The sequence below is a fragment of the Telluria sp. RB2R28 genome, from assembly GCF_059685835.1.
Genome location: NZ_JCASIK010000005.1, coordinates 445674 through 468240 on the forward strand (window position 1 = coordinate 445674; position 22567 = coordinate 468240).

Sequence of the window (22567 nt, forward strand, 5' to 3'; positions counted from 1 at the left end):
CGCAAGTTCCGCCTAGCAAAATTGTTCGGCGAGAGTGTAGTTGTCCGCTTCCCGCCGATTTTCTTGGGTGCGATAGGGAGTTGCCGACCCGTTGCAGACGTTGGACCAGCGGTGCAACGCTTGGTCAGGCCACCACTTTGAACTCCACAGGATTTATTGCATAAACTAATACCCCGTCAATTCGGTAACTATCAAGGATTTATAAAAATCCTTGATAGATCAAATGATCGGCGAATATTTTTATAACGATGCCTTCAGATATCGGTCATCGTCTCGTCGCCAATTAGCCGCCCGATATCGGCCGGTTCCAAGTTCGCCAAGCTTAGGTTAATATTTATCATATCCTGCATCGTCGTGAAATTTTTCTTTAGGACGCGTGTCACGGAGACGATTTCAAGAAAATCCAGCTGGTTCTTTGCCATATCGCGGCTAAGGCGTAACTCAGCGATATTTCGATCCTTTTTCAGTGCTTCTACGCTGCCACGGAAAGAGGCGATCATTGCTTGGAGTTTGATCCATTCCTCACGCACGACTGCCGTGTTTTCCTTCATGGCCCTTTCACGATGGGTCGTCTCCATTCGCAATCCGACGGATATGTCAGAATTGGCATGTGCGGCTGCAACCAAGCGGGCAGCTTCTCGCTCGCGGTCGGTCAACTCTTTGAGCACTTCTTTGTAAAGTGCCTTAAAATTTGCTTCACCGTGCATTTGAAATTCCGTGATCATAGTGATGATCATCGATGAAATCTCGTAAACTATCAGAGCGTTCTTCAGCAGTAGCTCGAGTTCCTCGTCCGGCTTTAGAGAGGCGCTGGCAATGCGGTTGAGAATCGTGTCGTTGTAATTAGCACAGATGCGAAATGCAAACACCAAAGCGTTATACGAGATGAGTAGGTTCTTTTCGATATCGATGAGTTCTTTGCCGCGATCCATCTGCAGCTTGTTCAGGTTTTTATTCTGCTTGAGCGTCTGCTCAATCTTTTTGAAGCGATCTTCTTCGTAATCACTAGCTATTTGTGTGATCTTATCGATGAGATGTGCGCGCAGGCTCGAGACTTTCATTCGGGTATGCCAGCGCAGTAGCGGGATCTTGTTCGCTAGGCTGTCCGATACCAGTGACGAGTCCTTGACGGCCATGTTTTTCCGAAGATGCAGGACCCGATCGATATGATCATCGAGAACGCTCGCAATTTTTTCTGTTCCCGTTTTGACGATGGCTTTCATGGTCGCGTCTTGCTTGTCAGCTTTGCCGGTCATGTGTTTCTGATTCCATAAAATAATTAATTCATATGCGTTTATGTGTAGCGACTAAACACTGCAATCCTGTACGGTGATGTGCAAAAAAGTACAAGTCCATTTCGCGAGATTATTCCAGATTAACGGCCGTAGGAGGTGGTTTCACGTAATGCTCCCGACTGAGAAGTCCATCACGGTATAGCGCGAGGTAAGCCATCGGCGACTGTGCGAAACCAAGATATGGAGGGAGCGCGCTCAGTGCATCCGCGTCAACGTAAATGTCGGAATAGCCGTAGGAGACGCGTTGAACCAACTGCAAGCTGCTGAAAGGCCCGCCAGTTACAATATGAACGTTGCCAAGCAGGAACGCGAGTGCCGCAATAATCACGGTCATCCACACCCACGCAAACGACACATTTTTGGAGGCAGAGATTTGAAATATAGGTGGAGGTTCAGCCGATTGAACCTCAGGTCCAACGACCGGCTTCACGCGGAAGCCAGAAACTGATTTCACAGGAAGCGCCTGCCCACAGTTCCAGCACGCTTCAAACTGCGATTCTGACTGCTCGCCGCAGCTAGGGCACTGTCGTAAAGGGGTATTTTTCATGAGGTGAGCGAGGTGGTAGGAAACGTAACCAGCGTATCAGCAGAATTTCAAAATTGCAACAAACCCTAGGTTGGTCGAGAATACATCGTAAGAGAGCCTAATAAAACCATCGACGGACCTCCAACAAGTGAGAGAGCAGGCAAGCGTATGGAACGCGTCGCGAATGTCAGCCCGTAACTCGTGGAGTATGCGCAGTCTCTGAAAACGATGAATCCATCCGTGAGTCCGCTAATTTACCCGTCATCGACCGAGCCTTTCGCGTGACTCCACGCCTCAACGCGCAATTCATCCCGAGATGCCCTGACGGCACAACCAAGCGCGATGTGCTCGCGAGGTACATGATAATACGAGTGGGATGCGTAAGCGCGAATCATGGGCTGCGCCTCTGAGAGCTAGGCTCTTAGTGGGGGGCCTCATTGATTTACCAGCGGATGGTGAACAACAGCTTCTGGCCGATCCACGCCATTCAAACCAGCATAGCAGGCTGCAAGGTAGGAAAGCTATCCGGCGGCCTAACAGGCGGGAAGCGCGCCAGAGAGGACACTTGGCTAATGCCATCTAACTGTCAGTTCGCTCTTTGCTTTGATGCTGATCGTGGTCAGTGAGCCCCTCAAAGACAAGGTGCGTAGATCAAGCTGTGGGCACGCTCGATTTTGGAATAGCTTGGTCGTCAGCCAGTTGGGCATGCTGGTCAAGAAACCAACGTAGGCGCGCAAGCCGATCGGCATGCAGCTCATGCAACCGCGCTAAACCATTTAGCGTTTCCACCTCAGCCTGATGGTCAGCGATGCGTCTCGCACGGCCTGCTGCCATGCATAGCACAGCGGCAATCGCAATTTTCGTGTCTGGGCCGAAGAGCTTGTAAGTTGCCACAGCAGCCAGCAGTGTCCAACCAATTGGGCCGGTCAGCGCGGCCAGGGTGCTACTCATTCCAGTGTATGCAGCAAATGGCAAGGTAAGCCCCACTGCGCCGCTGACGGCAGCCAGTGACGTGGAGGCGGCCGTGTACAACCCGAAGCCACTTAGGTGCGCAAGCGCGAGCCCTCCACCGGCAACAACAAGGCCCCCATTCGATGCTGAACCTTTCGAGAATTCCACCAGGACAGCTTGTTTTTCTGCGGGCGTTGCCTTTTCCACCATTTTTTGTGCAACTGCACCCACGATCCGCTGCTCAAGTTCAAACACGGTCGCCTTCGATGAAAGGTCGACGACACCGAGCTTCTTTGCCATATCGCGAGCTACCTCATCATATTGGACTGGTTCTCGCCGAATAAGCGACGCTACCCGGTGGCTGCCGACACGACGGATTCCCAGAGATAACTCCGCCGCTGGTGTGCCGGCGGGCAGCCCAAGGATCGCGACAAGGTTGGCCTTGTCCTGGTCATGAAAGTGCTCTATCAGTTTTTCAGGTGGCATGGCTTCGAAGTTTATCTTCCCGAGCAGTTGCCGGCGTTTATCCAAAACGGCCTGCTCCGTGCGAAGCGCTTTTGCCTTGGTGGCGTACTCGTGCCTGATTTCCCCGATAGCGACCATCACCACGGACGGTGACGGTGACCGCTGTCCGGATGCCACTCGGCTTTTGGCGCCGGTCATCGCAGCCTGCCAACGCGCCTTCTCAGAGCGCCAGTGGCGGTGGACAAAGAACCGTCCAATAAGCACCGGAGTGCCGATTACGCAGAGCGGGCACAGCACCCAAAAGAGGACGTCAGTCCAAGTGGGGATCATCGTTGAGCCGTAGATCGGTTGTCAGTCATCATGATTGGTTTTGCCTTGTAGGAAACGGGCACTTAAAAGATCGTTTTTGAGGAGCACACAGAATTCGGGAAATCCTACGCTAAGGCGTGTCTGGTCAGGCCGTCTACTGGCCGGTTTAGATCCGAAGCGGACCTTCGTTTCTATGTGACCTATTAACTGGACGCCTTCCGGAAGTGGAGCGCAAGCAAAGCTACAAGGTCGTCAAGTCCTTGATAGAACTCGGCTTCCAAAGCACCGAATCTCGCAGAGTCGCGGATTTCATCAAGTGCTCGCTGCCTTGCGCCCCTGTCTGCAGGAGGCCCTGAATCCGGCAACTCAGAGTTCGCTGCGGCCAGCATGCTGGCTGTGTGGCTTGCACCTATCAATCGTAACGCATTCACCGTCGGAATTGCCAAGTCCCCGGCTGAGTTGAAGTAATACTGGTCGAAGCCACCGTTATTGACTTCCGCTTCGAGGAGCCAGACTCCGACGCCCACTATCTCCTCGAATTTCAATGCGTCGGCGCCATCGTCGATGAATTTTTTGATCCAAGGATCTATGACCGTCAGAACGTAGTCGAAGTCGCTTATGAATAGTCCGTAATTGGGTGCAAGTCCGCTTGTGGCCGAACCCGGCCGTTCAGCTGAGCATATCAGGTCACCAGGGTGCAAAAGTCGCGGACTGTCACGAAGGGCAGGAACCGACCCAAAGCGGACGGTCGACGCCGGGGTGTCGACCGATCGAATCGACGACGGTTGTGCTGACTGCATGCTACGACGCCAGTCCTACGACATCGGTGCACCGCAAGTGTTGCTAGAGATGGCGGTAGCGGCCGAGCAAGCGGCTCGCCACCTCGGTCGGGTGCTGGTGCCGATGCGTGCGTTTCTGTCCGCCCACTTCACGATCAAAGACCTGCTGAATTCGTCGTTGCGCTAGTCATGCCAGACCGGCTCCAGCTGGGTCGGCTTCAGTAACCGTCCATGAATAGCACCGCCTCGACGCCTCGGGCAGTCCATGGCAGTCTGCCATCCCCTAACGGCATCGGTGGGAAATCGTCACCCTCGTTCAAGATGTCTCGGATGGCTAGCACGACTGCAGTAGCGGCAAACTGCCCGCTCCATTTCTGGTAAGCGCTAGGCCATGAAAGAGACATCTTGCGCGGCCGTGTGCCGCCGCGCGCGGCCTCGACCGTCCCTAAGCCCGGGAACACCTCGGCGGGGTTCCAGTCGCGCGCCTGCAAGATGGAGTCCAGTCTCCAGGTCAGCGCTGTCGCCACGCGTGAATCGTTGATCGCTTGCGGCCGCCGGCCGGCCAGGCCTTCGAGCCATAACGTGGCAAAGGACGCGACTTTGGTGTAACCGCTGTTCATTGGGGCCTCCGGATGTTCGACGCGGTTCAGTACTGCGTTGGCTAGCGTGTGCTGCACTTTCTCCCAGGTAACGGGGCTTTTCTGGCGCGTCCCACCCCATTCGAAGATCCGGTTGGCCCATGCCACGGCTCGCGCCTTGTCCTGCAGGTTCCATTCGACGCCTCGCTCGACGAAACGTGCAAGAACGCTGCCCTGCCAAAGAAGGTCCGCCAGTTGATGCTCAGTTTCCTCGAAGGTGCGGTCGTTCCAGATGTAGTTGGTTAATCGCTCGTCCCAGGACATTTCCTCCTGCATTTGCCGCACCAGCAGCCGGAGCGCCGCATTCGCCTTTTCGCCAGGCACGTAGGCGATGCCGACGACGGGCGCATCCTCGACGGTGCGGTCGGACTCGTCGATCGCCTCGATCGTCGCGTCGTCGGGCAGTTCTGCAGGTACGCCATCGTCGCGTAGCGAATAAACGTACGCCTTTCCTTGTTTGCCGACACGCCAGTAGCGCGGCCTGGCTTTGTCGGTGTTGTTGCCATTGCCTAAGCCAAGACCGGGCCAGCTGAGAGAGCGGTTAGCCGGCTGTGATTTTAGGTTATGTATCGTATAAAGCCCGACAAGTGTCTCATCGGCCATCAGGTCTGCCGTCCTCCACTTGGCTGGCAGGCGTCCTGCCTGGACGGCGGCTCCGATCATTTCATGCAATGGTTGTGGCACGTTCAATTCCCTTTTTCATAAATCGCGTAAAGCGGCTATCGCCCAGCGCCAATCGGCGGCCAGCGGCTGCTAAAACCTTCCTTCTGAAACGCGAGCCCATCGGCCAGTAACACCCCGATTTCGTGTTTCAGCGCCTTTGGTGCGAGCACCGTTACTTCTCGGCCATGCAGCATGAGGCGCAACGCCGAGGTATATATTACGGCAGCGCTCAGTTCAAGCTGTCCTCCGTGGCTTCTCCATAAAAATAAATTTCCAAAAAGAAACTAAAAACACATTATAGCGATTCAGATCAACCCGGGTATCGGTCAGGAATAACGCCAGCGCTCGTCATAGAATCTGGCGCTCGGGGGCACCAAACCTGCATTGATCAATGCGCGAAAGAGAAGGGTCTCTAGTTCATCCGCCTTGGCTGCCGTGTACTCTCGGTTATGACACGATTGCGCGGGAATGAAGCGTGGCTTTGCCGGCTCGCCTACCGTGATATCGACGTGTACGTGGATGACCAGCCCGCGTGTTCCGTCCAACGGTCGGCTTCCGCGCGTGCCGATTGTCGCGAACGTGTGGTCGCGGCTGACGTACACGGCTAGACCACCCGGCAGATCCTCAACGAGCGCGTGCACCTCACTCAGTGTTCTCTCGCTGTAGAAAAAAACCATGGACGCGGGGCCGGGCGTCGAACGAGGATGCAGCAAGGTGCCTACTGCAGGACACCGCTGGACGAAACACTCGCCGAGTGCGGCGTACACCTGGTTCAAGGCCGTCTGCAACTGGCGGATCGTTTGCCCATTTAACCTGCGCGCTTGCTCTAATGCCAGCTCGAATTGCTGCTGTTCAACAGCAACATCGTCTTCACGCCACTGAGCCGCATGCAGGTCGATTGGCAGAACGGTGCGCGCCAGCGTGCGCCCATCCGGCGCAATGCACCCTGACCGGTAATGCGCCTGCAAGCCGCGGTACCAGTAGCTCTCCGGCGAGAAATGGCGGTCCACGATTTGCACCAGCGCCGGGTTGCCAGGGATGACGAGCCGGTCGCGCACGGTTTCTGCAAGTAGCGCCGCCATCGCGCGCACGTGTCCATCGACGCGGGCAAAGCACGCGTTCGCGGCCGCGATCCTCTCCCCATCAACCGAGTCACCGGTGTCGATAAATCCGCGCGCGAGATGCCCGGCCAGCCGATTGACTTCACGGCATAGCCCATCGACTTCAACGTACATGCGGTAAAACACTGGCCAGTGCCGGACGGTCACGTGCGGCCCGGCGAACATGCTGAATACCAGATTGCCCAGCTCTGTCAGTTCGCGCAGCAGGTGTAGCGCACTCGTCGTCTGCTTCAATGCTTCCTCCTTTCGAGTATCCGATCCCGGAGGCTTGTCGTCCAGGACCAGTATCGATATAGTGCGGCGCATTAGCGACAAAATAGGTCGGCAACCATGCCCAGAGATTCCACTGAACGACAACTGGCCCGCAGGCTGGCAATCATCGACCTGTTGCCGCTCCTGCCCGACCACGGTATCGGACAGGGAGCGACCGTTGACCAGCTCATGACCAGGCTGGGCAACACCTTCGCGGTGGAACGGCGCACGTTCGAACGCGACCTGCGGGACCTCGCTGATCCGAACGGTCCGTGGCGGCGACGGTTCGGCCTCGAAGTAGAGTCCCGTCCTGGGGCGAGCGACGGAAGGATTAACGAATGGTTCACAACCGCGCACAGCAAGATTCCGCTGTTCAAATCCGTGACGGCCATTGACGCGTTGGTGGCCAGCTTCGCCCGCCAGGAACTAGGCCCATTCCTGCCCCGCGACGCGCGCCTAGCACTGGACGAGCAGGTCGCGACGATCGAACGGAAACAGAAGCATCTGCACCTGACCGACGCGTATCGGCAAGCCATCGCTTACCAAGACAAGATTCGCCGCCTGCCGGACGGCCGGCCGATGGCTCCTAGCAAGGTGGCACCGGAACATCTGCAGACCGTCAACGACGCCTTGATGAAGAACCTGGTGCTGAGTCTCATCTATCGCGCGGCGAAGTCCGAGATGAACAAGACGCATTGCGTGTATCCCATCGGCCTCGTGATTCATGCTCGTACGCTGCGTCTGCTGGCTGTGGACAAAGCCGAGGTCTTCCTGGATCCATCGGCGATGAAGGTCAAGAGTTTCCACCTGCATCGAATGCAGGCAGTGACGCTCGGAGATCCGGTTGCGCGCAACGCCAGACTGCCTACATTGGACGAAGCGCTCGCGCGCGGCGCGCTGGCAATGTGGTCGAACGGCCTTATCACCCTGCACCTACGCTTCGCCAGAGGCGAGGACGCGGACGTCTTCGTACGCACATTGGAAGAGATGCCGTTGTCCGACGACCAGACCATCTTCCTTAACACGGGCGGACATCGGGAAATGATGGCCACCGTAACCAATACGTCGGCGCTGCGTCGTATGTTGCAAAGCATGGCCCGTGAGGTCAAGGTGCTTGCGCCGCGCGATCTAAGACAGGAAATGTGCGCGTTTCTGGCTGAGGCGCTCGCCTTACAACAGGGTGACTAGCGACCCGAAGCAGACTATCACCTCTCCTTTGAGAGTTATAGATACTGGCACGCAAGCAGGCGCGCGGTGGCTCGTACCAGATTTCAGGCAAACTTCATGGCTGCCAGTGTAGCCAGGTACTGTTGCAGATCGAGGAAGAGGGAGTCGCCGCGCGTCCCCCGCATCGTCACGGACAGTTCCTCATTGGCACTCAAGCCCCCCTTCGTGATATTCGCGGAGCCGATCACGGCCGTGTATGCATTGCCGCTTTCGAAGTAGTAGATTTTGGTATGCAGTGCACGGCTGCGGGAGCGCACCATGCGGTGCGTCAGCTCTGTGCGGGAGGCTAGCGCTGGCGCCACGCCTTCTAAGGTTTCCTTTAGGTTGGAATACACCGTGATGACGGCACCATTGGCGAGCGCTGCGTCAATCGACGGCAGCAAATCCTCTAGTCCCGGGAGTTTGATCCACCCGGAGCACAGGACCGACACCTCCGAATTCTTGATCAGCTCAGACAGCAGGTGAACATGTTTTCGTTTGCCAGAATTTGTTTGGAGGAGCATGGGCGCGCGCAACTTTCATTGGCCGATCAGGTTTTGATTCGTGTCGCGCTGAGCGCGGACAATCGTCACCGCGCAGTGTAGATGGCAGTTGCGGCTCGGGCAAGTCTAACTGTCTGGCAAATAGCGGCCGTTCTTGCTGAAGAAAAAACGACAATAGCTCTCTCATGAACAGGGGCCAATTCGCCAAGCCACATGCGAAGCCAACTCTAGCTCTACGCCTGGTCCTGGCCGAACCCGGCCGTTCAGTCAAGCATATCAGGTTGCCCGGTCGGAAATCCAGCTGCCGGCGCTACAGGCCGGTTTCGACCCATAGCGGACCGTCGTACGAGTTATGCTACAGCGTCCCAGAAGGCGTTCGTAAAGGAATAATCGCAAGTTGCTGGACTGAATTGGTCGACATGTACCAGTCATTAATTACCAGTTCAACTTCGTCCACGCGCATGGAGCCGAGTGGCTCATTGCGCATGCTTGCGAGCAGTGCGGCGAAGCCATTTGCGTCCTGCAAAGGTGCGACGAAGCGAAATAACGTGGTATGCGCAGTTACCAAGCGATATCGCTGGTCAAGTGACGCGTTCAAGCCTCTGTCACGAAGCTGAACGCGAAGACGTTCGCGCAAGGTTTCTAAAGCCGGGCCGCGAGGAAAGCCCTGTGCTAGCACTGCACTTCGTGACAGGCTGATTCCAGCAAAGTCAATTTCGATAGTCTTTATACCCTCCAAGGCGGCGCTTACCGCAGCGCGATAGTCCGCGAGACGAAGTAATTGTTGGGCGAAGTTCTCGGTGGCCGTAAATAACGACAAAATCGTCACATGCATATCTTTAACTGGGTAGCGATATTGGTGTGGCTCTAAGCTGGCTAGACGATCCAACGCAGCGTCGAAGCGCGCCCGCAGTGCTTGGTTCGGGCGTGCAATCAAGGTCAGACCTCGGCGCAGGTCAGGTCCAGCCGTAATGTGAGTATCGTAGTCGAGGTCTCCATATGCGACAGCACCAAAGTCACGATCCCACATGATGTCGTAATGGACTTGCAGATGAGTGCTGGCAATGGCGTCGGTCATGTCGTTATTTGTAGTCTTAGACATGGAGGGTAGGTAGGGCGGCTTCTGGCCGAATTCGGCCGTTCAGGTCAGCTTCAAGGTTGCCAAGCCGAAAAATTCACCGACTGTCCCGACAGGCAGGAACCGACCCTTTGCAGTCCTCCGACATCTAGTCCAGGCCTGTATCTGATCTGGGAGGGAAGAGACTTTCTTCGCTGATCTCCGGTAATTCCGATAGCACCGTCAACAGACGCTCTACAAACACATGTGCTTCGGAATTAAGCTTACTCAATTCCGCGTCCGTGAGGGTTGAGTACCCGCTGCCATTCTTCGATGGAATACCGCTAGGAAAGCTAGTGCCGAACATGACCTCATCGGTTTCACGGGACCAGCAGTAGTGCGCAATCTTGTTCCGTTTTTCCCTAAGTGACGTTACGCCCTTATTGATCTCGGTAATTTCGTCGAGGCATTCCTTGCTAATTAGCCGGTAGCCATAGCGATGAGCATGGATTTTAACGGCTTCCACAACTGCTTTCTGCATATGCACGGCATTTATCGAGGCAGTATATGTGCGGGCAAGGAAATCAGGTGTTGCAAGTAATCGACTTAGAAGCATGCCAAGTAGCCGCTCGACATTTGCCCACTCTACAACTGCCCTTCCTATCGAGGCATACTGTTGCTCTGTTGGCTCGGAGAACCGAGAGGCGTGGCTGAGCGGCATAAAGATCCCTTGATAAAGATTTGTGAAGCCGGAATTTATAGGAGCGTTTAATCGTTGACTGTCGGCTGTCGGCCGAACCTGGCCGCTGCCGGTCATTCAGTGTGTCAGTGTACGGCTGTACCTTATTAGTTTATTAGCCTAGCTACCCTCACTTATCCTGTCGGTTTCTAATTTGACCAGCATTGCCCTGCCGGATTCCTGTACCCACATAGATTTCCTTTGGCTTCCCTCGCTCACGTATTTTAGAGCTATCGCCTGATCGAAAGCGTGATCGAAGAACAGCCGGGACGTCTTCATAGCACGTCTGACAGGCTCAGTATAAATTAGTCCCGAATCACTCACTTCGTCATAGACTTTAGCTACTGCCTGCATGAACTGTATCACCGGAGTTGGGCTCGTAGCTTTAGCTTTGCCTTTTGTAATTTCGAACGGGTCATTCCCTAAGGGTGGCTTAACAAAAAGCGATGCACCGAGGAGGTTCCTCAACAGTTCATCCATACCGGACTCAAACAAGTCGTTCGTCGAGAGGTCTATATAGAGCTTAGTTCTAAGAAATGTCGGCAGGTGGACTGTTCCAGTCTGTCGAAGGATGGGAATTACATGGTTTGAGCCTATTCGCTTAAGGAGATCAGCAGTAACGATCATCTTTTCGTAACCTACACCGCCCATGCCGGCGTTCGCTTTTTCGACATATCGCTCTGTACAGATCATCAACACACGTGAGGAACGCGCAAGACTTTGCTCCATAAACTCAGGTAGGTCGCTCCCTGGGCCAAGCTCCCATTGATCAAGAATGGCATCGATGCCGCTTGACCGGAGACGGGTTGCAAGGTCAAGCACCCACTGCTTATGTTCTTGCGAGTCATGTGAATACGAAATAAAGACGACAGGTGCAGCCATTGCAACTCCAGAGGTTTTTGTTTTCATATAATAAAGGATTTTCCAGTTCTACCTCCATCTTAAGTAGAGAATTGGTTTCGCAGCAAGCAACGGTGTCGGGTTCCGACTCCGTCGCTTGGCCTGACTTTTGCAGAATATTGCCAGAATATTTTTTATGCAATTCACCTTTAAGCCTCATCGCTGCCGAGATGGCCGGGGCTGAATACGGCTCACTGTCGCGAGGGGCTGGATTCGACCCATTGCAGACCTTCGCACTAACCTTTCTAGTAGAAACGGGGTACGTTTTGCGCTACAAGTTCACATCAGTTCGCAGGATCGAATCTGCATCGTGTCGCTAATGGTTGCTCTGATCTTGTGGTCCATGTGGAGGCCGCTAGTATCGATCCAGATGTGTACGGTGCCGTGCCGGAACTCGACAGATTCATAACGAAGGTATTCGCCAAGAAAGCCATCCTCTGCATCAACCCATTCGTTACCTAAAACTGAGTCCCAAACGTCGTCCCAGATAAGGTCATAGTTCTGGATTTCATGCTCCAAGGAAAGCTTAAATTCGGAATCGTTGTCGTTCAACCAAGCTATAAACACCGACGTTTTTCTAAGCTTTCCTCGAACTCTTCAGCGGAAATAGTTGATTTCAGCGACCCGATGTGGGTGACTTCAAGTTCCGTTTCGTACTTCCCTCCTACCGAGACGTAAGTCATAGCACCGGACTTCTCAGTGAGCTTCTGATCAGACATTGAATGGTTACTTGGTGAAATTGTTGAGTGTGTAGGTAAGTGCTGCCCAACGGCTGCTTCTGGCCCAGGCTGTGTAAAAACGCAAATTAGGCGTCGGCCTGACGACAGTCGACCTCTCAGATTGCTCGCTACGGCGTTTTCTCGAGGTCGGGAATGGTAAAGGGACCCCTGAAAACACGCCGATCACGCGTTTTACACAGCCTGGGCCGATAGCGGACGAACGGAAAGGCTCAGTGTACTCGGCGGTTTTCTCTAGTCAACAAATTCGTTTTTAGGCATTCCAGGGCAGATGCGCCTGTGGGGGGCATAGATTAGCCGCTACGAGACGTTTGTCCCAGATTTGAGCCTGGTGCTTGCTGTTGCGCTGGCGTCGCCAAAAGGCCGGATATTAAATTACGGAGATGGCAGTGTCGGTTGAACCGACTTGTCGGATTAGTGCAAGTCGGTGCTTCCCGTGCTGTGACTCGCGTGTTTTAGCTTAATTTCCCTGCGCAGTTACTTGGTTTTGCGTACCGTACGCGACGTCGAAAGATTGGCCAACGCTGCGGCCTTCTTCACAGGTGCTTTTGCCAGCTTTAAAGTGCCGTCAACGAGACTGAGCGCAGGCGCTGTAGCGTCGGGTAGTTCCAGTTTCAGTGTCGGAAGGTGTGCTTTCACTTTTGGGTTGCGTCGGTCGGATTGGATCATGTCGATGTTTTGCTCGCCGGTCAATTTGCTGGCGTAGAAGCGCTCGATCATCTCTACGGATGTACGAGCATTGCGAGCAAGCGTCAGTAGATCAATTTTGTCGCCGTCGAGCAGCCGGTACATGATGCTGGTGTGCCGCAAGCTGTAGATCGTGCGCGCTTCCCCCTGCGGCCCGGTCTTGAAGCCCAGATCGTCCAGCAAATAGTTGAACTGGTGTTGAAGCTCCCGCAACGCGGTATCCCGGTTGCGATATTGGGGCATGAACACATAGTCGTCTGGCTCAGCAAGACTCTCTTCAGCGTAGGTCGATTTCAGATGTTCGTACACCGTTACCGCTTCTGCCATCGTGACGATTGGCGCATCTTTACTTTTGCTCTTTGGCAGTGTCAGACGCAAGTAGACCAGTTCGGAGCGCACAATCTCTACGTGTATGTGCTGCATATTTTTCAGGTCGGTTGGTCGAATAAAGCTGTTGACCATGAACTGAATCATCTTCGGCAAGTCGGCCGTGAATTTCAGTGTGCGCGGAGGGCCGGTCTCTGTCGTCTGCACCTTTGCAGAAGTGCCGACAAGCTCGGTTGCTCTTGCGATGAGCGCCCGGTACTGGGCATCGGGGAACCATCCCCGCGGCTCGTCTTTTTTCTTGATGGTCGGGAAGTTCGGAAGTGCAAGGAGCAGTTGGCGGTGAAGCGCATACTCCATCACTTTGTACATGATGCCTAAGTGTCGCTGGATGGAGGACGGTGCCAGGTCGGCCCCGATCTTCCCCACGAAGTCCTGCAAGGTAGCGTATGAAATACTCGCAAGCTCCATCGCCCCGAACTCGGGCAGGATTCGCTTGTTAAGCATGTAGATATCGTTGTCGTGTGCCATCTTGGAAAGCTCGCCACGCTCCACCCGAGACTTCTGCGCCTCAAGCATCTTTCCTGAGCATATGTCGAAGCGCGTTCCCTGCGTGAGTGCCTTGCCAGTTGCCTGCGCGTGAAGGATGCGGTTGTAGGTCGCCTTGGCGAACTCGATTGCTTCCTGTTTGTCGGTCGTCCTGGTGCTTAGTTTGATTGTTTTGCCGTTTTCAAAGCACCTCACTTGCCAGAAGGGGCTTGCTTCGATTTGGTAGATTTTGAGCTTGTCTGGATAGCCGCGCACCGACGTAAGGCTGCCCGGGATTGGCACAGTACGCGTTGATTTGCTGGGGGAGGGAGGATTACTTGGGGCTTGCTCTGTTTGCGTCACTGTCGCGATTCCAAAATACTAGGCTAGCTGCGCCGATATCAAAGGAAAACGGACGTGCGAAACCTAACTAAAATACTACACAGGATACTGTAGTACTTTTATGATTGCAACAACGTTGTAGGCTATTGATTTTAAGAATATTTTTGGTCGGGGTGAGAGGATTCGAACCTCCGGCCTCTACGTCCCGAACGCGATTTTCGCTACTCTTACCGTACCCCGGGTTGTGGGTAACTCATTATAAATCAAAGACTTACTAGTATATTATTTTTCTTTTCGGAAATCAAAATGCGTGGCCAAAAAGGAAAACTGCCACTGATTTGCCACTGATTTTTGAACCGTTCGATGTGCCACTGATCTGCCATTTGGCAACATCATCGACGCCTTGGCTCGCGGTTAAAGGCCTGCAGATGCTTCGGCAAATGACGTTCTATCGGTTCAAAGGATGGAGCAAGTCCAGCCAAGGGTCGGATGAATCCGCCCTTCTGAAGCGCTAGCTACAGTGCTGCCAAGAGAATAAAAAGCGTGCGCAACCGGTACCAACTGATTTCTCTCGTATTTTTCGATTACATCATCGCGCCTGACGTGAGTCAGTAGCCCTTTCCCACATGCTCTTCAGCTCGTCGTCGGCCAGCCCGCTGAACAGGGCGCGGTGCGCATTGATGCTGTAGCGGATGGCGCTTCCGCTCCGCTTGAAACTGTGCGCCTGCAATCCGGACCAGAGGAGGGCGAGCGCCTTGTCATCCGTCAGCAGCGCAACACGAAGATCGGGGAAGTCGGTGCACGAGGCTATCAGCAAATCCAGTGCCTTCAGGTCGGATAGCGCATTGTAGGCGTCGCCCTTCGTGTACTGCTTTTTTGGCTTGAGCAACTTCTTGGCGGGGTTCAGGTTCTGGTTCGCGGATGCCGCGCTCAGGACCGTCACCATGAGCATCGACGCAGTGGTGATGCCGCATTCCAGCGCCAGTTCGAACAGTTGGCTGAACAGCTCCGGCCGCTTTGCCCGTCCTATCGAGGGTGCGAGTAAGAGGGCGGCTTTCAAGAGGAATTTTTTCTTCAGCGCGAAGCTTTCCACAGCGTCCCGTATGAGTCCCAGCGCGCCTTGCATCACGGCGGACTTTTCCGGGAAGATGACTGCGCGGGGGAGCGCTTCCTGAATGCCCTTGGCAACCTTGTCGAAGAGAGCGGACAACTCGGATTCGCTAGGGGCCGTGCGGCCGTTCACGCCCTCAATCGCACACAGCATCGGGTTGATCCTTATCGGCTGGTCGACCAGGAAATCGAGGAAGTCGTCGTGGGGGCCATCCTTGCGGACTCCTCCTAGGAATCGGCTCCGGATGGCCGCTACTGTGCAGCGGTCCGGCAAGAGCAGGCTGTCTCCAGAAGTGAAACCTGAGGGAAGCCAGCCGCCGTTGATGAGGCCAATGGTCGTCGATCCGAGCGTGCTGTCCAGGGGGGCGATCACGCTTTTGACCGTTTGGCCGTCAAGGTCTTCGAATTCGTTCTGGCTCACGCGGACGCCGCTTAGCCGGAGCGGAAACGAGATCGGCTGGTTGAGCTTGTCTGCCATCCTGGCCAGGTCGTCAAACCCGAGTGGTGCGATCTCGGCCTCCCTCAGCTCTATGGTCCGGTCGGAGGCGTCTTCGATGTATTTCAGGGCGATCTTTGGCATTTGGTTTCACCGTTGGTCTTCATTGCATGGTGGTGCTAGCGGCCTAGGAAAACCGTGCTTGCGCCGAGTTCGGAAAGGGCCTCGTTTGCATGGTCCACGGCGCGGTTCCGCTCGGTTTCCAGGCGGAGACAGTGGCCGCGCTCGATTATGAATACCGGGCAGTCGGCCTTGCCGCACGGGCATGGCTGGATGCGGTTGCTCCTCAATCCCTCGTCGAAAGTGATCCGGAGTGCGTTCAGCGCCCTTACGCACTCCGACAGCGCATCCTTGACGGTGGCGCTGGCGAACGCCTGCCTCGCTGGGATCCTCGTGATAATCGCGCCCTCCCGATCCCGCCATATGCCCGTGTTGAGCGCGGCGATGGTGTCGCCAATCGCTTGCCGGAAAGCGGGCAAGTTTGAGAAATACGTGCTGCCCATGGAGAGGGATTTTTATGCCACTGGGCCCGAGGCTGAATGGATAGTGGGAACGGCAGCTGCAATCTTTAACTGGCCTATGCCTGAATCCTTATTGCCGAAGGACGGTGGAGCTGGTTAGGCGCCATTGCCTTGCCTGTGGCCCCTCAATGGCTTCGAAAATAAGCTAGTCAGCCTCTCGCTAAACCAGGGGCCAGTTTTCGAGAAGAAGTCGCAGCGTCTGTGCCACGTCTTCGGTGTCCAGCTCAAAGTAGTCTTCGGTATCCGTGATTCCCATGGACAGCAGGTCCGATTTCGATGCTTCGCCGTGCCACATCCGAAGGGATATGGTCTTAGCGATGAGCTCAGGATTGTCAGCGTTATCAAGCAGCATTTCTTCGGCTACCATGCCGGCCATGTCGTATAGCAGTCGCCAGTTGTTCGGGAGAGCGGCTGCGGGAAGTCCGTGCCTTTTTGCACAGTCATGCATTACCTGCGGGCAGGTGCGTGGTCGAAATTGCCCACGCCAAGCGAGTTCGCCGGAAACGCCTCCAGTGTTCTCCCAGACCGTAGCGTCGCCGTCACCACCGAAGCGGTTGTAAATGATCTTGTGGCCGGCCTCATGGTAGGCGGCCAAGTGAAGGTTGAGGAGTTGCCCGTCGTAAGTCAGTTTGTGCATGTGATAGTTAATTATTCCTGTAGGTTGGGGAAGTCCAATGCGGAATAAACCGAATTTCTTTGTCGCTTAGATTCCGCGTGGCGCCGAATTCCCATCTGGCGATGCTTGCACTTTTTCACCGGCAGGTTGTAAAGGTGCAAGTGCGCTGCTGAGGTTAAGTTGTTTGTGATAGCGGTGGAAGAAGGCGTCGCGAAGCGCAGAACGTTCGATAGCAGCGATGTTCTTGTTGATGCCGATGATCTGCTTGTCGCCTGCCTTCAACTCTCCCACTTGTACTTCGGCCTGGTCGATGACCCAGAGAACCTCGGCCTCCGAGTCATACATCATCAGCCCAGCCTTGCTGAACTTTGCGATGTACTCCATCAGGGTGGTTTCCGAAATGCCTAAGTCCACTGCGGCGTACCCGGTATTCAGCCTGAAGAAGCCGACGTAATTCCCCATTTCGCAGCTGCGGAGGTACAAGTACACCTGCAGCGCCTCGGCGCCGCAAGCGCGAACAGCGCGCCCAGACTTGCTGTTCCAGAAGTTTGAGGGCAGTTTGGTGTAGCGCATAAAAGGTCCTTGTTTTGTATATCGAAAGTAGGCTGGGTTGGTGGTCTTAACGCTCCGTGCCAACCAGCCGGCCTTCTACGTATAGCCAAAAAAGGCGGCGTAGAAATGCGTTCGAAAATCTAGTCCCCAATAGGCCCATTTTTTTGCAGAAGGCTGAAATTGCTCGTAGGCTGTTTTCTGCGAGCTCTCACTGAGACGAGTTGCTCCAGCTAGCTCGACGGTGGTCCGTAGTCCCCGGCCGGAAGGTTCGTAAAGGCTTGGATAGTCTGAACATGTGAAGGGCCTTCTAAGGGCCTTCGAAGCATTAATAGATATATTGATCTATTGAAGATTGAGCTTTTCCACAACCCTTAAGCGAAGAAGTTTCTTTGCTATCTTGAAGATTGAGCTACTCCTCAACCCTTAGGCAAAGAGGTTTCTTTGCTGTGCCCAATGCCGGGCTTCCGGTACCGGTGGTGTGCGAGGCGCTCCGAAACCCTGCCCAACCAGGGCGCCGATAGGATCGGCGCGTCGGTTGCGTAGTGGGTGTATTGGAGCTTCGTGGCGATGGATGCGGGATCAACGGCGGTCGTTAGGCCGGGTGGTCGTCGTGGGTCTCTGCTCGATGGCCAAGGTACTGCGTTAGTGTCTCCCCTTGAGATGTTTTTTGCGGAGCTGGAACCTACTGGCACCGTACTTCAGTGAGCTACGCTCTTGGCGATTAGCTACGTGTTGGCTGTAGGCGGAGTTGATGATGCTGGAGAAGTGCTTTTGCACGCACTTAGTGATGGCCACCGCAGCGACTCAATCTGAGGTTGCTCGACATTCGCGCCGAGTCGCCAACGGACGTATCCCCGGGGTTCTTGCTACCCGCCACCGCGCATCACTCCAGCCATCTGAGTCGCATTAGGCCAAGGGCTTGGTCCGGACCGCCGAGAATAGCGTGCATAGAACTGAAAGGGGGCCGAATTTACGTATTAATTTCAATCTGATAATAGACATTATCAGATTGATGGGCTGGAGATTCCAGTATGCAGCATCGCGTGAAGCCGTCGAGGCTTCGCCGAGCGTCATGGGTAACATTGAAGCGGACCAGCGCGAATGTTTTGGCGCGCGCCAAAATCTGTCAACTGTGGCGTTCTGGTCGGTGGCGTTGACTCCGTCGCTACGGCATCCGGTGTGAAATGCCGTTGGTGGATGCCGTGGCGGTGTCGAGCATCATTGGCGGCGTCGATACTGAACCCGCGTAGTAGCGGTGTCGGAGTCTGCTTCGATCTTTTGGCGCGCGCCAAATTGTCTGGCCGTGGCGGTCTGGTCGGTGGCGTTGACTCCGTCGCTACGGCATCCGGTGTGAAATGCTGTTGGCGGATGCCGTGGCGGTGTCGAGCATCATTGGCGGCATCGATACTGAACCCGCGTGAGTAGCGGTGTCGGAGTCTGCTTCGATCTTTTGGCGCGCGCCAAATTCTCTGGTCGCGGCGTTCTGGTCGGTGGCGTTGACTTCGTCGCTACGGCATCCGGTGTGAAATGCCGATGGCGGATGCCGTGGCGGTGTCGAGCATCAATGGCGGCGTCGATACTGAACCCGCGTGAGTAGTGTTGTCGGAGTCGGCTTCGATCTTTTGGCGCGCGCCAAATTCTCTGGTCGTGGCGTTCTGGTCGGTGGCGTTAACTCCGTCGCTACGGCATCCGGTGTGAAATGCCGTTGGCGGATACCGTGGCGATGTCGAGCATCAATGGCGGCGTCGATACTGAACCCGCGTGCGTAGCGGTGTCGGAGTCTGCTTCGATCTTTTGGCGCGCGCCAAATTGCCTGGCCGTGGCGTTCTGGTCGGTGGCGTTGACTCCGTCGCTACGGCATCCGGTGTGAAATGCCGATGGCGGATGCCGTGGCGGTGTCGAGCATCAATGGCGGCATCGATACTGAACCCGCGTGAGTAGTGTTGTCGGAGACTGCTTCGATCTTTTGGCGCGCGCCAAATTCTCTGGTCGCGGCGCTCTGGTCGGTGGCGTTGACTCCGTCGCTACGGCATCCGGTGTGAAATGCCGATGGCGGCTGCCGTGGATGTTGCGAGCATCATCGGCGGCATCGACACTGAACCCGTATGAGGAGCCATGCCGGAGCCTGCTCCGGTCTTTTTGGCATACGACAAAATCTGCCGGCTGCGGCGTCCTGGTCGGTGGCGTCGACGCGACCGTTACAGCATCTGGCGTGACGTGCCGATGGCGGCTGCCGTAGCGGTGTCGAGTATCATCGGCGGCATTGACGTGGAACCCGTGTGACTAGCGGAGCGGAGCCAGCGCCTATCTTGTGGCGCGCGGCAAAACCTGCTGGCTGTAGTGCCCGAGTGTTAACCAAGTGAGTGGTAGGGTCCGTCACTTATCCGACGTACTCCGCATTTGCAGGTTCTAACGTCGGACGGCGTCGGTGTGCTGCATGACTCTACTCTAACGTCGGACAGATAGCCTAGCCTACTGTCTTTTGCTCCAAAATCTCACGCTCCAGAATGCGTAACCTCCCTTTTTTGTCGGTGGTCCTCCGTCCAGCATTCTTTGGGCTCTCAAGAGGAACTTGATGCATACCGGAATGGCCATGTCGACGACGTGCACGCATGCTCAACTGGTGATGCCGTTCCAGCGTGAGATGCGTCACGGTGCGACCGTTTTCTTAATGTCATCCATCGACACGCCCTTTGGGCCGGGCTATAAGCCCCTGCGCAAGGAGCCTGCAACTGCGCGCGACCGCACGCCAGCCTTCGTCTTCGACCGCAGCGTAGGCATCATGGCGCTATGCGATCCAGCCTAACCAGCATTCCCCGCTCCTTAGTTACTGGCGCTTACGCACTTCGTCATAGAAGCAATGCGTTGCATCGTGAGGATCGGAAGCCCTGAATGCCTCCTTTTCTAGACCACCCGATGGCGGTAATGCTGCCTTAAACGCTGCGCATAGGCGGGGCAGGCCAGTTGATGATCCTCGTGGAAGCTGCGCTCACAGATGGCATGTGAGGCACCAGCGAACAGGCGCTTTTACGCTCTCGATATCGCGCCTTCTTTGGTCTCGCGACTTCTGCTTGACTCCGCTTCGCCTACCGGCGCCTTGGTCCGGCTTGGCCGTAATTGTGTTGCGCTCAGCAGAGTTTGAACCGCGTGCAGGGTTGCATTTGATGAGGCGTGATCTTGGCGTACTGCGCTTCTTCGAGATGTTGCGCCTTGAGTCCTCGCTAAATTGCTTCTTGAGCTGATGCCGAGGCTGTTGCCTCAAGAGCGATACTGCATCCCCGCCTCGGTCCTGGTTGGCTTTGAGCTTGATCATTTTAGGACCAAGTAGGTAAATCTCGACGCCGAGACAGCTCGGCATCACCTGCTGATGGCTTGCTCACTAATCGGTTCGCAGGCATCCGCCCCCCGTGTCAGACTAGTTGTCGCCTCTAGATTTCCCCAAATATAGAGGCGCAAGATGAAAGCAAGGTACTTCCTGGCATTTGTAGAACAGGCGCTGGTCAAGGTATTCTCGCGTGGCGGCAGGAGCGTGCAGGCAGTCGCGGACGACATCAACGTCAATTACCAGACGCTGAAAAATTGGATGGTGAGGAAAGCATTGGCAGAGACGAATACTCCGGCGGCAAAAGAGAAGCGTCCACAGGATTGGAGTGCCAGGAGCAGCTGGTAGCGCTGCACGAGGCCCACTGGATGACAGGCGGGACATTGAACGCGTGGTGCCGCGAGCACGGTGTTTTCCCTCATCATTTGACCGAGTGGCAGGCGGCGTTTTGCACCGATAGGAAAGCGGGGCCGCAGAATTCGAAAGCTCTGCGCGCGCTCAAGGAAGACAACGATCGACTGCAACGGGAGGTGCTGCGCAAGGACAAGGCGCTGGCGGAGACGGCAGCGTTCCTGATCCTGCACAAAAAGTTCCGGGCGCTCTTGGAGGACGAGGTCAAATGACCGCGCTGCCAGAGCGCCTCGCAGTGATGGCCCTGGTTGCCGAAGTTGTCGGCGCCGGTGCGCGCCAGGACGAGGCGTGCGCGGCAATCTCGTTCAGCGAACGCACGCTGCAGCGCTGGCAGCGTGACGCGCAGCACGGCGATCGGCGGATAGCGCGCGTGCAGGCGCCGCGAGACCGGCTCAGCGCGCTTGAACGCGGTCAGTTGCTCGCTGTCGCCAACTCCGATGAGTTCGCGAGCCTGCCGCCCAGCCAGATCGTGCCGCGCCTGGTCGATCAAGGGGTGTACCTGGCGTCGGAGTCGACATTCTATCGGGTGCTGAAAGCGGAGAATCAACTCGCCCATCGCAATGCCGAACGTCCTGCTCAGGCGCGTCACAAGCCGCGGGCGCTGATGGCGAGCGGCCCTGGTCAGTTGTACAGCTGGGACATCACGTATCTGCCTACGCCGGTGAAGGGCATCTATTTTTATCTCTACCTCGTCATGGATATCTTCAGCCGCAAAATCGTGGGCTGGTAGATATACGATGTGGAAAGCAGTGAGCTTGCCGGCCAGGTTGTGCGTGAATTTGCGAGCGGGAGAACATCGCCCCGGACCAGGTCGTACTGTATTCGGATAATGGCAGCCCGATGAAGGGTGCGACCATGCTGGCCACCCTGCAGGCGCTGGGCGTGATGCCCTAGTTCGTCTGCCCATCCGTCCGTGAGCAATGACAACCCCTTTTCGGAGTCGCTGTTCAAGACATTGAAATATTGGCCCGTCTATCCACGAAGGGCCATCGACAGCCTGTTGGCGGCGAGGCAGTGGGCCGGTCGCTTTGTTTATTGGTATAACCACGAGCACCGCCACAGCGCGATCTGTTTCGGGACCCCGGCACAGCGCCACGTAGGCATGGACGCGGCGTTGCTCCGCAAACGGGACGCGGTATACCATGCAGTAAGGGCTGTGCACTCGGAGCGCTGGAGCGGCGACACGCGTAACTGGGACCCCGTTTCCATCGTCTATCTGAACCCGGATCAGGCGAGCAGCAATGCAGCCGAGGTGGATGAAAACGAGCTGCTCAGAAGAGTGGCATGACGACTAATTGAGGCGACAAGTCGCTTGACAACCACCGCAGGCGTCAAACTTGGGATACCTTCAGACATGGTTGCGCCTGCTGTCTTGCAGAGTGCCGCAGACATTGAATCGCACTGGCCACGAGATTGGCCGTGCTTGGTGCGTTTCTCTGGTCCTGAAACGACGCGCGTGTAGCAAAAGCCAGAGATCGCTGTATTGCAGCCGATCCGGCGTGTAGCAAAGGCCAGAT

At 55.7% G+C, this 22567-nt stretch carries 21 protein-coding genes; 6 read left to right on the top strand and 15 right to left on the bottom strand.

What is annotated here, in order from left to right:
- Positions 1–254: 254 nt before the first annotated feature.
- From AC56LV_RS20185 to AC56LV_RS20200, 4 genes are all read right to left on the bottom strand, one after another.
- Positions 255–1256, bottom strand: a complete 1002-nt coding sequence (locus tag AC56LV_RS20185) for a hypothetical protein (RefSeq protein ID WP_499560183.1) — start codon at positions 1254–1256, stop codon at positions 255–257.
- A 109-nt stretch (positions 1257–1365) separates the two neighbouring features.
- Positions 1366–1842 (bottom strand): hypothetical protein, encoded by a 477-nt coding sequence (locus AC56LV_RS20190; protein WP_499560184.1) that lies wholly within the window; start codon positions 1840–1842, stop codon positions 1366–1368.
- Between the two features lie 630 nt (positions 1843–2472).
- Complete coding sequence (locus AC56LV_RS20195) at positions 2473–3567, bottom strand: hypothetical protein (protein ID WP_499560185.1); 1095 nt, start codon at positions 3565–3567, stop codon at positions 2473–2475.
- Between the two features lie 182 nt (positions 3568–3749).
- The gene (locus AC56LV_RS20200; RefSeq protein WP_499560186.1) at positions 3750–4346 is read right to left on the bottom strand and encodes a DMP19 family protein; all 597 of its coding nucleotides are present in this window, start codon (positions 4344–4346) and stop codon (positions 3750–3752) included.
- Between AC56LV_RS20200 and AC56LV_RS20205 the strand changes: the two genes are divergently transcribed.
- Positions 4345–4512 carry a hypothetical protein gene (locus tag AC56LV_RS20205; RefSeq protein ID WP_499560187.1) on the top strand — a complete coding sequence of 56 codons (168 nt, stop codon included), beginning with the start codon at positions 4345–4347 and terminating at the stop codon, positions 4510–4512. The two genes, AC56LV_RS20200 and AC56LV_RS20205, sit on opposite strands and share 2 nt — an antisense overlap.
- A gap of 31 nt (positions 4513–4543) precedes the next feature.
- Here AC56LV_RS20205 and AC56LV_RS20210 read toward each other — a convergent pair whose 3' ends face one another.
- Positions 4544–5647, bottom strand: a complete 1104-nt coding sequence (locus tag AC56LV_RS20210; protein WP_499560188.1) for a hypothetical protein — start codon at positions 5645–5647, stop codon at positions 4544–4546.
- A gap of 305 nt (positions 5648–5952) precedes the next feature.
- Positions 5953–6981 (bottom strand): hypothetical protein, encoded by a 1029-nt coding sequence (locus AC56LV_RS20215; protein WP_499560189.1) that lies wholly within the window; start codon positions 6979–6981, stop codon positions 5953–5955.
- Positions 6982–7077: 96 nt separating this feature from the next.
- Between AC56LV_RS20215 and AC56LV_RS20220 the strand changes: the two genes are divergently transcribed.
- A complete protein-coding gene (locus AC56LV_RS20220; RefSeq protein ID WP_499560190.1) occupies positions 7078–8187 on the top strand; it encodes a helix-turn-helix transcriptional regulator in 1110 nt (369 codons plus the stop codon).
- 83 nt (positions 8188–8270) lie between these two features.
- Here AC56LV_RS20220 and AC56LV_RS20225 read toward each other — a convergent pair whose 3' ends face one another.
- The 9 genes from AC56LV_RS20225 to AC56LV_RS20265 form a co-directional block, all read right to left on the bottom strand.
- On the bottom strand, positions 8271–8729 hold the full coding sequence (locus tag AC56LV_RS20225) for a phospholipase D-like domain-containing protein (RefSeq protein ID WP_499560191.1): 459 nt from the start codon (positions 8727–8729) through the stop codon (positions 8271–8273).
- Positions 8730–9063: 334 nt separating this feature from the next.
- Positions 9064–9786, bottom strand: coding sequence for a 2'-5' RNA ligase family protein (locus AC56LV_RS20230; protein ID WP_499560192.1), 723 nt, complete (start codon positions 9784–9786; stop codon positions 9064–9066).
- A gap of 148 nt (positions 9787–9934) precedes the next feature.
- Positions 9935–10582: a hypothetical protein gene (locus tag AC56LV_RS20235; protein WP_499560193.1), complete on the bottom strand. Its 648-nt coding sequence runs from the start codon at positions 10580–10582 to the stop codon at positions 9935–9937.
- A gap of 42 nt (positions 10583–10624) precedes the next feature.
- The gene (locus AC56LV_RS20240; protein ID WP_499560194.1) at positions 10625–11386 is read right to left on the bottom strand and encodes a toll/interleukin-1 receptor domain-containing protein; all 762 of its coding nucleotides are present in this window, start codon (positions 11384–11386) and stop codon (positions 10625–10627) included.
- Between the two features lie 1232 nt (positions 11387–12618).
- Positions 12619–14043, bottom strand: coding sequence for a site-specific integrase (locus tag AC56LV_RS20245; RefSeq protein WP_499560195.1), 1425 nt, complete (start codon positions 14041–14043; stop codon positions 12619–12621).
- Positions 14044–14611: 568 nt separating this feature from the next.
- On the bottom strand, positions 14612–15712 hold the full coding sequence (locus AC56LV_RS20250; RefSeq protein ID WP_499560196.1) for a hypothetical protein: 1101 nt from the start codon (positions 15710–15712) through the stop codon (positions 14612–14614).
- Positions 15713–15747: 35 nt separating this feature from the next.
- The gene (locus AC56LV_RS20255) at positions 15748–16131 is read right to left on the bottom strand and encodes a hypothetical protein (protein ID WP_499560197.1); all 384 of its coding nucleotides are present in this window, start codon (positions 16129–16131) and stop codon (positions 15748–15750) included.
- Between the two features lie 178 nt (positions 16132–16309).
- Positions 16310–16786 carry a hypothetical protein gene (locus AC56LV_RS20260; protein WP_499560198.1) on the bottom strand — a complete coding sequence of 159 codons (477 nt, stop codon included), beginning with the start codon at positions 16784–16786 and terminating at the stop codon, positions 16310–16312.
- Positions 16787–16852: 66 nt separating this feature from the next.
- Positions 16853–17338, bottom strand: a complete 486-nt coding sequence (locus AC56LV_RS20265; RefSeq protein ID WP_499560199.1) for a hypothetical protein — start codon at positions 17336–17338, stop codon at positions 16853–16855.
- A 2572-nt stretch (positions 17339–19910) separates the two neighbouring features.
- Here AC56LV_RS20265 and AC56LV_RS20270 point away from each other — a divergent pair.
- From AC56LV_RS20270 to AC56LV_RS20285, 4 genes are all read left to right on the top strand, one after another.
- Positions 19911–20123: a hypothetical protein gene (locus tag AC56LV_RS20270; RefSeq protein WP_499560200.1), complete on the top strand. Its 213-nt coding sequence runs from the start codon at positions 19911–19913 to the stop codon at positions 20121–20123.
- Positions 20124–20896: 773 nt separating this feature from the next.
- Entirely contained in the window at positions 20897–21262 is a 366-nt protein-coding gene (locus AC56LV_RS20275; protein ID WP_499560201.1) for a transposase, read from the top strand.
- Positions 21259–21780 carry a transposase family protein gene (locus AC56LV_RS20280; protein WP_499560202.1) on the top strand — a complete coding sequence of 174 codons (522 nt, stop codon included), beginning with the start codon at positions 21259–21261 and terminating at the stop codon, positions 21778–21780. The genes AC56LV_RS20275 and AC56LV_RS20280 overlap by 4 nt, the downstream gene beginning before the upstream one ends.
- Positions 21781–21963: 183 nt before the next feature.
- Complete coding sequence (locus tag AC56LV_RS20285) at positions 21964–22338, top strand: integrase core domain-containing protein (protein ID WP_499560203.1); 375 nt, start codon at positions 21964–21966, stop codon at positions 22336–22338.
- Positions 22339–22567: the final 229 nt, after the last annotated feature.

Coding starts and splice junctions, on each gene's coding strand:
- AC56LV_RS20220 (WP_499560190.1), top strand. CDS start 7,078: ATGCCCAGAGATTCCACTGAACGACAACTGGCCCGCAGGCTGGCAATC.
- AC56LV_RS20250 (WP_499560196.1), bottom strand. CDS start 15,712: ATGCCAAAGATCGCCCTGAAATACATCGAAGACGCCTCCGACCGGACC.
- AC56LV_RS20230 (WP_499560192.1), bottom strand. CDS start 9,786: ATGACCGACGCCATTGCCAGCACTCATCTGCAAGTCCATTACGACATC.
- AC56LV_RS20225 (WP_499560191.1), bottom strand. CDS start 8,729: ATGCTCCTCCAAACAAATTCTGGCAAACGAAAACATGTTCACCTGCTG.
- AC56LV_RS20240 (WP_499560194.1), bottom strand. CDS start 11,386: ATGGCTGCACCTGTCGTCTTTATTTCGTATTCACATGACTCGCAAGAA.
- AC56LV_RS20270 (WP_499560200.1), top strand. CDS start 19,911: ATGTCGACGACGTGCACGCATGCTCAACTGGTGATGCCGTTCCAGCGT.
- AC56LV_RS20205 (WP_499560187.1), top strand. CDS start 4,345: ATGCTACGACGCCAGTCCTACGACATCGGTGCACCGCAAGTGTTGCTA.
- AC56LV_RS20195 (WP_499560185.1), bottom strand. CDS start 3,567: ATGATCCCCACTTGGACTGACGTCCTCTTTTGGGTGCTGTGCCCGCTC.
- AC56LV_RS20185 (WP_499560183.1), bottom strand. CDS start 1,256: ATGACCGGCAAAGCTGACAAGCAAGACGCGACCATGAAAGCCATCGTC.
- AC56LV_RS20235 (WP_499560193.1), bottom strand. CDS start 10,582: ATGACCGGCAGCGGCCAGGTTCGGCCGACAGCCGACAGTCAACGATTA.
- AC56LV_RS20190 (WP_499560184.1), bottom strand. CDS start 1,842: ATGAAAAATACCCCTTTACGACAGTGCCCTAGCTGCGGCGAGCAGTCA.
- AC56LV_RS20280 (WP_499560202.1), top strand. CDS start 21,259: ATGACCGCGCTGCCAGAGCGCCTCGCAGTGATGGCCCTGGTTGCCGAA.
- AC56LV_RS20265 (WP_499560199.1), bottom strand. CDS start 17,338: ATGCGCTACACCAAACTGCCCTCAAACTTCTGGAACAGCAAGTCTGGG.
- AC56LV_RS20255 (WP_499560197.1), bottom strand. CDS start 16,131: ATGGGCAGCACGTATTTCTCAAACTTGCCCGCTTTCCGGCAAGCGATT.
- AC56LV_RS20200 (WP_499560186.1), bottom strand. CDS start 4,346: ATGCAGTCAGCACAACCGTCGTCGATTCGATCGGTCGACACCCCGGCG.
- AC56LV_RS20260 (WP_499560198.1), bottom strand. CDS start 16,786: ATGCACAAACTGACTTACGACGGGCAACTCCTCAACCTTCACTTGGCC.